General features: G+C 66.9%; 10 protein-coding genes and 1 pseudogene. 6 read left to right on the top strand and 5 right to left on the bottom strand.

All coding sequences use genetic code 11. The features are described 5' to 3' along the window. Window positions 1–3: 3 nt before the first annotated feature. The 6 genes and pseudogenes from AVHM3334_RS03270 (at window position 4) to ubiA (ending at window position 6,285) form a co-directional block, all read left to right on the top strand. Complete coding sequence (locus AVHM3334_RS03270; protein WP_284409609.1) at window positions 4–264, top strand: hypothetical protein; 261 nt, start codon at window positions 4–6, stop codon at window positions 262–264. A 108-nt stretch (window positions 265–372) separates the two neighbouring features. Further along, window positions 373–1,176: pseudogene (locus AVHM3334_RS03275) on the top strand (IS5 family transposase). 522 nt (window positions 1,177–1,698) lie between these two features. Further along, window positions 1,699–2,664, top strand: a complete 966-nt coding sequence (locus AVHM3334_RS03280) for a LysR substrate-binding domain-containing protein (protein ID WP_284409610.1) — start codon at window positions 1,699–1,701, stop codon at window positions 2,662–2,664. Window positions 2,665–2,865: 201 nt separating this feature from the next. Then, complete coding sequence (locus AVHM3334_RS03285) at window positions 2,866–4,620, top strand: dipeptidase (protein WP_284409611.1); 1,755 nt, start codon at window positions 2,866–2,868, stop codon at window positions 4,618–4,620. Between the two features lie 145 nt (window positions 4,621–4,765). After that, the gene (locus AVHM3334_RS03290) at window positions 4,766–5,290 is read left to right on the top strand and encodes a Dps family protein (protein WP_284409613.1); all 525 of its coding nucleotides are present in this window, start codon (window positions 4,766–4,768) and stop codon (window positions 5,288–5,290) included. Between the two features lie 119 nt (window positions 5,291–5,409). Continuing rightward, complete coding sequence (gene ubiA, locus AVHM3334_RS03295; protein WP_284409615.1) at window positions 5,410–6,285, top strand: 4-hydroxybenzoate octaprenyltransferase; 876 nt, start codon at window positions 5,410–5,412, stop codon at window positions 6,283–6,285. A gap of 94 nt (window positions 6,286–6,379) precedes the next feature. On the opposite strand, the gene proC is transcribed toward ubiA, so the two are convergent. From proC to AVHM3334_RS03320, 5 genes are all read right to left on the bottom strand, one after another. Continuing rightward, window positions 6,380–7,225, bottom strand: coding sequence for a pyrroline-5-carboxylate reductase (gene proC / locus AVHM3334_RS03300; protein ID WP_284409617.1), 846 nt, complete (start codon window positions 7,223–7,225; stop codon window positions 6,380–6,382). A 107-nt stretch (window positions 7,226–7,332) separates the two neighbouring features. Then, a complete protein-coding gene (locus AVHM3334_RS03305; RefSeq protein ID WP_284409619.1) occupies window positions 7,333–8,013 on the bottom strand; it encodes a hypothetical protein in 681 nt (226 codons plus the stop codon). Window positions 8,014–8,299: 286 nt separating this feature from the next. Further along, window positions 8,300–9,832 (bottom strand): glycerol kinase GlpK, encoded by a 1,533-nt coding sequence (gene glpK, locus AVHM3334_RS03310; RefSeq protein WP_284409620.1) that lies wholly within the window; start codon window positions 9,830–9,832, stop codon window positions 8,300–8,302. A 36-nt stretch (window positions 9,833–9,868) separates the two neighbouring features. Then, window positions 9,869–10,633, bottom strand: a complete 765-nt coding sequence (locus tag AVHM3334_RS03315) for a DeoR/GlpR family DNA-binding transcription regulator (RefSeq protein WP_284409622.1) — start codon at window positions 10,631–10,633, stop codon at window positions 9,869–9,871. Between the two features lie 250 nt (window positions 10,634–10,883). Further along, window positions 10,884–12,155 (bottom strand): porin, encoded by a 1,272-nt coding sequence (locus AVHM3334_RS03320; protein WP_284409624.1) that lies wholly within the window; start codon window positions 12,153–12,155, stop codon window positions 10,884–10,886. Window positions 12,156–12,243 lie beyond the last annotated feature (88 nt).

Genomic DNA, 12,243 nt, shown 5'->3' on the forward strand with positions numbered 1-12,243 from the left:
TTTATGAGACTGGTGCAAAAATTAATCTATGTCAATAGCTCTGGTAAAGATGTAAGGATATTTTTGGAGCCTTGGGCGGAGCAGTTTCAAATTGCTCCTGGCACCCGCATTGAAATCCTTGTGCATACGTCTGATGAAACGATGGAAGGAATTCTAGAGTTTGAGCAGGTTGAAGACGGTCTGATTGTTTATGGCTACGAAGGATGTGTTATTAATTTGAAGTCGAATGGTCATGACTTGGATTCTTCGACTCAGATTGGGTGAGCTACTGTTTTAGGCTTTTTAAGATAGAGGTAAGCACTAAAGGGGCGATAACTACTTGGATGGGCTTTGTTGCACAAACACGGCCAGTCGAACGGTTAGCCTATGCCGATGAGTGAACCCAAGGGGCGCCAAGCAGCGCTAAAAGACAACGAACTGGGCGGCGTACGACGCCGCGCTCAAAGCGAGAGGATCGCTGACGATCTGGCTGGACAAGGACATGCAGTGGTACGCGCCGGCCAGTGGCAAACGCGGTCGCCAGCCCATCTTCGGCGATGCGGCGATTGAGTTTTGCCTGAGCATCGAGTGCCTGTTCGGTCTGGCCCTGCGCCAGAGCCTGGGGTTGGTGCAGGGCTTGCTGCGCCTGGCAGGCATGGACTGGCGGGTACCCGACTTCAGCACCCTCAGCCGTCGCCAGAAGACGCTGCAGGTGCGGCTGCCTTACCGGCGCAGCAGCACGGCCCTGGACCTGCTGGTGGACAGCACCGGGATCAAGTTCCTGGGCGAAGGTGAATGCAAACGCAAGAAACACGGCGCCGAGTACCGCAGGCAGTGGCGCAAGGTGCATCTGGGCATCGATGCCAAGACACTGGAGATACGTGCCATCGAGGTCACCGACACCGCCGCGCAAGAACGGCAAGCCGTGGAAAGAGACTCCGATGGGAGCGGCGGTGCGCAACGAAGCCCTGCGGGCCTGCCAGAGGCTGGGGGGGAGCCTTTGCAAGAAGTGCAGCGGCTACCACCGAAGAAGCCTGGTGGAGACCAAGATGCATTGCTTCAAGCGCCTGGGAGAGCGGGTAATGGCACGCACGTTCGAGCGTCAGGTCACAGAAGTTGCACGTGCGGGTGGCGCTGCTCAACCGCTTCACGCAACTGGGGTGCCCGACCACGGTGGCTGTGCCTGCCATGGCGTAGCTGCGTCTGGGGTTGGGGTTGGGGTTCTCTCGGCCTGTTTCGGGCTTGTGCAACAAAGCCTGTTTATGCGGCAAATCACTTTGACTGATGGCGCAACCGAGCCAGCAGCAATTTCCATCGCAATGCGCGGCTGTGAAGTACGAATGTCCCGGACTTCAAACAAAGACGGAATCCATCCACTGAGCCGACGGCTCGCTGCAGCCAAGGTTTGATCAGGCACATTTTGCGCACTATATTTTTAATAGCAAAGCAGCCATGATTTTCTAGGGCATGGGGGCTATTCGGTCATGAAGGAAAGCGCGATGAAGGCACTGGCAAGCGCCTGGTCGCACAAAACGCATGTCTCGGCCTGCAGCGTTTTCGCGGGCGTGAAATACACGTCCTGGTGCCCCCGCCCGGCCCGCAACCCAATGTGAACCCTGGGTAAAGTTTCTTCCACCCGATGGAACTCGTCGGCCGCAGGTCGCCGATAGGGGTTTCATCTCAGCGCACAATGTCGCGTTCGCCAATCCGCATCCAACAATGACCCTCACGGAACTCAAATACATCGTCGCTGTGGCCCGGGAGAAGCACTTCGGCCGCGCGGCCGATGCCTGCTATGTGTCGCAGCCCACGCTGTCGGTGGCCATCAAGAAGCTGGAAGACGAGCTGGAGGTCAAGCTCTTCGAACGCAGCGCGGGCGAGGTGTCGGTGACCTCGCTGGGCGACGAGATCGTGCGCCAGGCGCAGAGCGTGCTGGAGCAGGCCGCCGCCATCAAGGAGATCGCCAAGCGCGGCAAGGACCCGCTGGCCGGTGCGCTCACCCTGGGCGTGATCTACACGATCGGCCCCTACCTGCTGCCCGAACTGGTGCGCCAAGCCATCGCGCGCACGCCGCAGATGCCGCTCATGCTGCAGGAGAACTTCACCGTCAAGCTGCTGGAGATGCTGCGCACGGGCGAGATCGACTGCGCGATCATGGCCGAGCCGTTCCCCGACACGGGCCTGGCGATGGCGCAGCTGTACGACGAGCCCTTCATGGCGGCCGTGCCCAGCAGCCACGCGCTGGCCGAACAGAAATCCATTTCCGCCGCGCAGCTCAAGAGCGAGACCATGCTGCTGCTGGGCGCGGGCCATTGCTTTCGCGACCATGTGCTCGAAGTCTGCCCCGAGTTCGCGCGCTATGCGAGCAATGCCGAGGGCATCCGGCGCACGTTCGAAGGCTCGTCGCTGGAGACGATCAAGCACATGGTGTCGGCCGGCATGGGCGTGACGCTGGTGCCTCGCCTGTCGGTGCCGCGCGATGCGCTGCACACCGGCTCGCGCCGCAGAAAGAGCGATGACACGCACATCCGCTACCTGCCCATCCAGGAAGAAGACGGCAGCCCGCCGCCGACGCGCCGCGTGGTGCTCGCCTGGCGCCGCAGCTTCACCCGCTACGAGGCCATCGCGGCGCTGCGCAACGCGGTGTATGCCTGCGAACTGCCGGGCGTGACGCGCCTGTCCTGACGCCGCGGCTTTTTTCATAAAGGCTGCAGGGGACGCTGCCTGGGTGGGGCCGTGCCGCGCCGCGTTCACCAAAACGCCCCGGCGCAGGGCTACACTCGCCCCGCGCGCGGCCGGTGGGCATCCTCCACCCGTTCCGTGCCCGGGCTGCGCCACATGCTGCCCGTGCCCGGCGCCGCGCTCTCCGCAATCCAAGGACATCCCATGAAGAAGCTTTTGATGGCGGCCTGCCTGGCGCTGGGCCTTTCCGCCTGCACCAGCATGACCGCGCCGACCGATTCCGCGCCCTTGGCGGGCACGTTCAAGAAACCCGATCTGGACCGCCTGGTGGTCGCCGAGACGGGCGCGCCCAGCGGCGATTTCAGCGCGTTCCTGGAGCGCGCCGTGCGCACCTACCCGTCGCTGCAGCCCAGCGTGAAGGCCTATGAGTCCAAGGCCGCGCTGGCGGGCGACGATCTGGTGAACATCAGCCGCCTGCTGGGCCTGTACAACCGCCTGCACCACCACACGGCGGTGATCGACACGACGGCCAAGATGGTGGCGATTCCCACGGTGCGCTCGGACAAGGTGCCGCCGCATGAGGACAAATCCATCATCGCCTTCGGCACGCTGGTCGAGGGCATGGCCAAGGACTTCGGCCTGCAGTACCGCAATGTGGACAACCGCATTTTCGAGGTGAAGCTGCCCGGCACGGGCACGCAAGAGTTCGGAATCCTCACGCACGCCGACGTGGTGCCCGTGGTGGCCGACGAATGGGTGCTGGACGACGGCACGCGCCTGGACCCGTTCAAGCTCACGCGGGTGGGCGGCAACCTGTACGGGCGCGGCGCCATCGACGACAAGGGCTCGATTGCCGCCGTGCTGTACGCCATGAAGGCGGTCAAGGACAGCGGCCTGCCGATGGCCCGCACCATTCGCCTGATGGTCGAGACGACCGAGGAAACGGGCGGCGACGCGATGAAGTACTACCGCGCCAAGACACCGCTGCCCGACTACAACATCGTGCTGGACAGCAAGTACCCCGCCGTGGTCGCCGAAAAGGGCTCCGGCGCGCTGCGCGCCTCGTTCCCGTTGGCCGCCGCCACCGCTGCGCCGGCCGGTGCCGTGACCATCGCCGCGATGATGGGCGCCGCTTCGGCCAACGCCGTGCCGCAGACCGCCACCGCGCGCCTTTCGGGCGGCGATCTGGCCGGCGCCGCGCAGCGCCTGGGCGCCGCCCGCGAGGCGTTCATCGCCAAGTACGCGGCCCAGGGCGGCCCTTTCACCATCGATATCGTGCAGGACACCGCTGCCGTGAACGTGAAGGTGACCGGCACCTCGGCCCACGGCTCGCGCCCCGAAGAGGGCGTGAACCCGCTGCCGCGCCTGGCGCTGTTCCTGCAGGAATCGGGCGTGCCGCTGGCCGCCAACGGCTACGCCAGCGCCGTGCGCTACATCGCCGACCTGTACGGCACCGATTACCTGGGCCGCACGATGGGCCTGGCGTACAGCGACGACTTCATGGGCCCGCTCACGATGTCGCCCAATCTGGTGCGCGAGAAGGACGGCAAGGTCGATGTGCTGGTGAACGTGCGCATGCCGCGCGGCAGCACGGCCGAGGTGCTGACGAAGGCCACGGCGGCGCGCATCCAGTCGTGGGGCGCACAGGCGGGCGTGGCGGTCGAGGTGGACCACAGCCAGGGCGAATGGATGGCGCGCGATCCCAAGGGCGCGTGGCTGTCCACGCTGCTCAACACCTTCGGCGACACCACCGGCCTCGAAGCCAAGCCCGTGCCCACGGCCGGCAGCACGACGGCCAAGCTGATGCCCAACGCGATCAACTTCGGCCCCGCCATGCCGGGCAAGAAGTACACCGCCCACAACGCCAAGGAATTCAAGGAAGTGGCCGACCTGGACGCCGACATGCAGATGTTCACCGAGATGCTGGTGCGCATCGGCAACCTGCCGCAGATGCAGTGACCCCGAGCGGCGCCCCGCCGCGGCGCATGCGCTAAAGTGTTTCGGGCGCCCGGACGCCCGGGCCCCGCTCTCACGGCGGGGCCGCGCCGGGCCGGCAAACACAGCGGCAACGCATTGTTCAGTTCAGCACCCGAAGGAGTTCTCCATGGCCAAAACCCCCAAGACCCCTCTCGCCCGCGCCGGCGCCGTGGGCGCACCGCGCATCAACATCGGCATCAGCGACAAGGACCGCGCGGCCATCGCGCAAGGCCTGTCGCGCCTGCTGGCCGACACCTACACGCTGTACCTCACCACCCACAACTTCCACTGGAACGTGACGGGCCCCATGTTCAACACGCTGCACACCATGTTCATGGGGCAGTACACCGAACTGTGGAACGCCGTGGACCCGGTGGCCGAGCGCATCCGCTCGCTGGGCCATTCGGCGCCCGGCTCTTATGCCCAGTTCGGCAAGCTCACGTCGCTGCCCGACGCGCCGACCGAGCCGCCCCACGCACTCGAGATGGTGCGCATCCTGGTCGAAGGCCATGAGGCCGTTGCCCGCACGGCGCGCGAACTGTTCCCCGTGGCCGACAAGGCGAGCGACGAACCCACGGCCGACCTGCTGACCCAGCGCCTGACGGTGCACGAGCAGACCGCCTGGATGCTGCGCTCGCTCCTGGAAGAGTAAGCCGGCCGGGCCTCACATGGCCCGGTCCGCCCAGCGCCCGCCCACCCGTGCGGGCGTTTTCGTTTCTCTGCGCCCCCGCGCCTTCTTTTTTACGTTCCTTCCCCCATTTTTTCAGCGCCATGCAGCTCTCCGCCCCGACGCCATCGCGCCTGTCGCTCTACCTCGATCTGATCCGCTGGAGCCGCCCCGCGGGGTGGCTGCTGCTGCTGTGGCCCACGCTGTCGGCGCTGTGGGTCGCGGCGGGCGGGTTTCCCGGCTGGCACCTGCTGATTGTTTTCACGCTGGGCACGGTCCTCATGCGCAGCGCGGGCTGCTGCGTGAACGACGTGGCCGATCGCCGGTTCGACCGGCACGTCAAGCGCACGGCGCAGCGGCCGGTGACGAGCGGCGCCGTCTCCCCGCGCGAGGCGCTGGCCGTGGGCGCGGTGCTGGCGCTGGTGGCTTTCGCGCTGGTGCTCACCACCAACGCCGTGACCATCGCCTGGTCGGTGCCGGCGCTGGCGGTGACGGTGCTCTACCCGTTCACCAAGCGGTTCTTTTCCATGCCGCAGGCGGTGCTGGGCGTGGCGTTCAGCATGGGGATTCCGATGGCGTTCACCGCCGTGCGCGGCGAGGTGCCCTGGCTGGCGCTGTGGCTGGTGCTGGGCAACCTGTTCTGGGTGCTGGCCTACGACACCGAATACGCCATGGTGGACCGCGACGACGACCTGAAGATCGGCATGAAGACCTCGGCCATCACCCTGGGCCGCTTCGACGTGGCGGCCATCCTGGCGTTCTACCTGCTGCTGGTGGCCTTCTGGGGCATCTCGCTGGCGCCGCTGGGGCTGGGCGTGGCGTTTTACCTGGCGGTCGGCGCCGTGCTGGCCCAGGTGGCGTGGCACTTCGCGTTGATTCGCCACCGCACGCGCGAAGGGTGCTTTCGGGCCTTCCGTGAGAACCACTGGATCGGGTTCACGCTGTTCGCTGGCATCGCCGTGGGTTACGCGCTGCGGTAGATTGCTATTTATTTTGTAGCACTATGCCCTAGTACTTATTGTGCTGGAGGGCATTTTGGCTTGAATCCAGCGTGGCGCCCACCCGCGCTGGCGCTCAGGCGCCGAACTCGTCGCCCAGTTCCCGCGCCCGCGAACGCGCCGCTTCCAGGGCGCGCATGAAGCGCTGGGGCACTTCGCCCTGCTCCATCGACTGCAGCGCGGCGTAGGTGGTGCCGCCCTTGGAGGTCACGCGCTGGCGCAGCACTTCGGGCGGCTCGTCCGAGCGGCGGGCCAGTTCGGACGCTCCGGCGAAGGTGGCCACCGCCAGCTGGTGCGCCTGGTCACGGCTCAGGCCCATGGCGGCGCCGGCTTCGGTCATCGCTTCCAGGAACCGAAAGACATAGGCCGGGCCCGAGCCCGAGAGGGCGGTGACGGCATCGAGCTGCGGCTCGTTCTCCACCCACAGGAATTCTCCGGTCGTCGCGATCACCCGCTCGATCGAGGCCCGCTCGGCCTGGGTCACCTGCGGTCGGGCGTACAGCGCCGTCATGCCCTTGCCGATCAGCGCGGGCGTGTTGGGCATGGCGCGCACGATGCGCTCGCTGCCCAGCCACTGCGCGATGCTGTCCGAACGGATGCCGGCCGCCACGCTCAGGTGCACGGCGGCGCCGGTGTGGGCGCGCACGGGCTGGGCGGCTTCCTTGAAGGTCTGCGGCTTGACGGCCCACACCACGGTGCCGGCCCGTGCCAGCGCGGGGCCGGCCGTTTCGTGCGCGGCGATGCCGTGCTGCGACAGCAGGGCGGAGCGGGCCTCGGCCCAGGGCTCGACCACTTCGATCTGCCCGGGCCGCATGCCCTGGCGGATCAGCCCGCCGATGATGGCGCTGGCCATGTTGCCCCCTCCGATGAAGGCGATGGCGGACTGCTCGGAAGGGGTGAAGGCGTGGGTGTCTGAGGTCATGGCGTGCATTGGTTGGAAAGCCGGCCTCACAACGAAGAAAGCTCCCTGTGGGAGCTTCGCGGCCTGGGTCACCAGGATGGTAGCGTGCCGTGGCCTCGCGGCCTGGCTCAGGCGGCGGGTTTCAAGTTGGCTGGGGCCTTGCTCATGTCGAACGCTGCCGAAGAGGGCTCCGGCGTTTTGCGCGGTGCGCCGGGGCCATCGTTCAAGCCCAGTTCCTGCAGCAGTTTGGGGTTCTGCAGTGCGCGGCTGGCTGCCTCTGCCAGCGCGGGCGGCGCGTCGGGCGCGGGGCTTTGCGACAGCTGGTACAAAGTCTGCGGGGTGAGTTGCTTGTCGGGGCTGCCGGCGCGGAACGTGTTCAGGGTTTCCTTGACCTCGTGGTCCGGCATGGTCTTAACGCCCAACTTGGCCAGCATCTGGGGAGACATCTGGGGTTTCTCGTTCAGCATGTCGTCGAAGGCGCCGTTGGCGGCGCGATCGAAGCTGTCCACGCTGGCGATGCCGTCGCGCGTGCCCGCCGCGTCGTCGCGCGACTCCAGCGCAGAGAACAGCTTGGGGTTTGACACCATGAAGCTGGCGGCATCCGAGACATTGGTAGGCGTCTTGCCGTCCTCGTTGCGGGCCAGCTTCATCAGGTCGTTCATGTTCACCGTGTCCTGACCGCTGGAGCGCATGTGGCCGGCCAGCGTGGCGCTGGCTTCGCGCCCTGCCTGGCTGCGGTTCGCGGGCAGGGAACTGACTCCGCCCGTCAGGTTGGTGGGTTTAAATTGCAGGTTTTTGATAGCGCCCATTGGTGGCTCCTAGCCCGAGAGGATGTTGTGCCGGATGAGCCCGGCGTAGAGAAACGAGCCGCATTGGACAACGCGGCGCGAGCATGGATAGCTTTCGCTATCGGGCTCTATCCTAGGAAGAGGAGTGGCCGGGCATCCGGGCGCATGCGAAGCATTGGAGCCCTGGCCGAAATTGACGCGCACGGCCTGCGCCGGATGGCGCGGAGCCTTCAGCCGGGCGCGCGCCGGGGGACTTCCACGCCGGCGGCATGCCGCGAACGCGGCCAGTGCAGTTGCGGCGCTGCCTTCAGTCGAGCGAGGCCTGCCGCACGGCGTGCTCCCAGCGCGCCATGAGTTCGCGGGTGCGGGGGGCGCCCAGCGTGGGCATGAAGCGGCGCTCGGCCCGCCACAGGTCGGACAGTTCGTCGGTGCTGCGGTACACGCCGCTGGACAGGCCGGCCAGGTAGGCCGCGCCCAGCGCGGTGGTTTCGATCACCGCGGGCCGCACCACGGGAATGCCCAGCAGGTCGGCCTGGAACTGCATCAGCAGATCGTTCACGCAGGCGCCGCCGTCCACGCGCAGCTCGCTCACCGGCGCCCCGCCGGCGGCCACGGCGTCGCGGCTCATGGCCTGCAGCAGCGCGGCGCTCTGGTAGGCGATGCTCTCCAGCGCCGCCCGCGCGATGTGGGCGAGCGTGGTGCCGCGCGTGAGGCCGGTGATGGTGCCGCGTGCGTCGGGCTTCCAGTAGGGCGCGCCCAGGCCGGTGAAGGCCGGCACCATCATCACGCCGCCCGAATCGGGCACGCTTTCGGCGAGCGACTGCACTTCGTTGCTGGCGGAGATGGCGCGCAGCCCGTCGCGCAGCCACTGCACCACGGCGCCGCCGACGAACACGCTGCCTTCCATGGCGAATTCGGGCGTGCTGCCGGCCAGGCTGAGCGATGCCGCGCCGGGCGGCGCCGTGCCGATCTGGGCCGCGCTGGTGGTGAGCAGGCCGTTGGTGGAGGTCTGGAACTTCTGCCCGGTGTGCATCAGCATGAAGCAGCCGGTGCCGTAGGTGTTCTTGGCCATGCCGGCCTTGAAGCAGGCCTGGCCGAACAGCGCGCTCTGCTGGTCGCCGGCCACGCCGCCGATGGGCAGCGCGCTGCCCAGCAGCTCGGGGTGCGTGTCGCCGAAGTGGGCGCTGGAGGGCCGCACCTCGGGCGTGAGCGCACGGGGGATCTGCAGCAGCTCCAGCAGCTCGTCGTCCCACTGGTTGGTGCGCACATTGAACAGCATGGTGCGCGCGGCGTTGCTCACGTCGGTCACGTGCACCTGCCCCTGCGTGAGCTGCCAGATGAGCCAGCTGTCCACGGTGCCGAAAGCCAGCTCGCCGCGCTCGGCCTGGGCGCGCGCGCCGGGCACGTGGTCCAGCAGCCAGCGCAGCTTGGTGCCCGAGAAATACGCGTCGATCAGCAGGCCGGTCTTGGCCTGGATGGTGTCGGCCAGGCCGCGCTCGCGCAGCTCGGCGCACAGCGGCTCGGCACGGCGGTCCTGCCAGACGATGGCGTGGTGCACGGGCTCGCCGGTGCGCCGGTTCCACAGCACCGTGGTCTCGCGCTGGTTGGTGATGCCCAGCGCCCGCACGTCGCTGGCCTTCAGATTCGCCTGGGCCAGCGCCTGCCGCGCGGTGGCCAGCTGGGTGCGCCAGATCTCGCGCGGATCGTGCTCGACCCAGCCGGGCTGCGGGTAGATCTGGGGCAGCTCCAGCTGCGCCTGGGCGACGATGTGGCCGCGCTCGTCGAACACGATGCTGCGGGAACTGGAGGTGCCTTGGTCGAGGGCGAGCAGGTAGGTCATGGTGCGAAGGTTCTGTGGGGCCGTGCGGGGCGCGGTTCATTCCGCCACGGTGCATTGCACCTGGGCGTCGGCCAGCAGGGCCGGGAAGGGTTCGGGCGGCGGCGCGTCGGTGAACAGCCGGCCGATCTGCGGCAGCGTGGCCACTTCCACCATCGCCGGGCGATTGAATTTGCTGGCATCGGCGGCCAGCCAGACCTCGCGCGAGTGCCGGATGATGGTCTGCGCCACCTTCACCTCGCGCAGGTCGAAATCGCGCAGCGAGCCGTCGGGCTCGATGCCCGAGATGCCGATGAGCGCGATGTCCACCTTGAACTGCCGGATGAAGTCCACCGCCGCTTCGCCCACGATGCCGCGGTCGCGAGAGCGCACCACGCCGCCGGCCACGATGACTTCGAAGTCGGGCTTGCCGCTCAGGATGGCGGCCACGTTCAGGTTGTTGGTGATCACGCGCAGGCCGCGGTGGTGCATCAGCGCGCGGGCGATGGCTTCGGTGGTGGTGCCGATGTTCAGGATCAGCGAGCAGTCATTGGGCACCTGGGCGGCAACGGCTCGCGCGATGCGGGCCTTGCCGTCGGCATGCAGCGTTTCGCGCTGCGTGTGCCCGAGGTTCTCGACGGTCGAGGTCGGCACCCGCACGCCCCCGTGGAACCGCCGCACCAAGCCCTGTTCGGTCAGCCGCTGCACGTCGCGCCGCACGGTCTGCAGCGTCACGCCCAGCGTGTCGGCCAGATGTTCTACCGTGGTGGATTGGCGGGTGCGCACCTCTTCGAGCAGGCGCAGTTGGCGGGGATTGGTGTTCACTGAAGGTTCTGGCGGCGACGCGAATTGGACATGCATGGCTGCGCGGGGCGCGCAAAAGGTCAGGGCCTGACTTTAAAGCGAACCAAAACGAACGGCTCCAGGGTAAACCTTGATGGGAAACGAGCGCAAAGCAACAGCCTCGATCCGGATCGAACCGGGCAATGCCCCCTATCGGTAAAGCCGGGACGAAAAAAATCCCCCTTGCGGGGGATTCCTGGCTGAAGTTCGCGCAGGTCGCAGGTCGCAGGGTTCAGAACCGGTGGCGAATCGACACGGCCACGCTGTTGACGTCCTTGCCGGGGGCTGCCGCCACGCCGCCGATGAAGCCGTTGCCGCCCAGGAAGTCCTGCGAGGTGTTCTTGTTTTCCAGGTGCGTCAGCACGGCGCTCACGTCGGTGCGCTTGGACAGCGCGTACGTGTAGGCCGCGCCGTAGGAGTAGCGGTCGGCATTGAACGGGCGCTTGTCGTTCATGTTGTTGTAGGCCACGGTCACCATGTGCACGCCGCTGGTGATGCGGTAGCCGACCTGGAACAGGCGCGCGTCCTGCTTGAAGCCCTGGATGAACGCGTTCTGCACCAGGCCCGCCACCGGCGCCGTGGCCGGGTTGGCCGACAGGTTCGTTGCGATGGTGGACAGGTCGCTCGGGTGATCGTCCTTGATGACGGCGTACTGGCCGGACAGCGTGCCTGGGCCGATGTCCAGCGTGGCACCCAGGACGCCGGTGGTGAGCGATTTTTCGCCCAGTTCGTTGTTGCGGGTGTTGTAGCCGCCGCCTAACGAATAGCCGTTGCCCTTGTAGATCGCCATGATGCCCAGCAGGCGCCGCGCGCTCGGCTTGCCCGCCACCTCGCCGGCGGCGTACATGGCCGTGGCGGTGAGGCCGTCTTTTTGCAGGGCGTACTGGATCGAGTTGCTGACCCGGATGTCGAACGAGTTCGGAATCGCCACCAGTTGGCCCAGGGACAGGCTGGACTCGGTCCTCATCGCATCGAAGTTGCCGGTGGCCAGGTAGCCGGGCGTGTACTGGCGGCCGAACGTGAAGGCGCCGAACGGGGTCACCAGGCCGCTGAAGATCTGGCGGTCGAAGAAGGTTTTGTTCAGGTTGACGCCGATGTTGGCGCCGATCTGATTGGCCACGGCGGTCACTGCGGGCTGCAGGGCCGCCGGTAGGCCCAGCGAGGTCGCGGTGCTCAGCCGGTCTGGCAGCTTGCCCAGGGACACGGGGCGGTTGCTGGTGTCGCCGGTATCGGCCTCGATCCGTGCTTCCATGGTGAAGATCGCGCGGTAGCCACCGCCCAGGTCTTCGTTGCCCTTGAAGCCCAGGCGCGAGCCTTCCATGTTGCCGCTGATCAGCCGGGTCTGGTTGCCGCCGGGGCCGCCGGTCACGTGGCTGACGCCCAGGTCCACGATGCCGTACATGTTGAGGCTGCTGCTGCCGGCCATGCCCGACGTGCTTTGTGCCATGGCGACCGACGAGATACAAGCAAGAACGGCCACCGACAGCACGCGCATTTTCTTCATGACATTTCCCAGATACGAAGTTGGATAGGAGCGCCGCCGACACCGCCAGCGCTCGTGAATGAAGGCCGAGACTAGGGGCAATGTTTCA

The organism is Acidovorax sp. SUPP3334 (assembly GCF_030159055.1).
In the GTDB taxonomy this organism is placed as follows: Bacteria; Pseudomonadota; Gammaproteobacteria; order Burkholderiales; family Burkholderiaceae_C; genus Paracidovorax.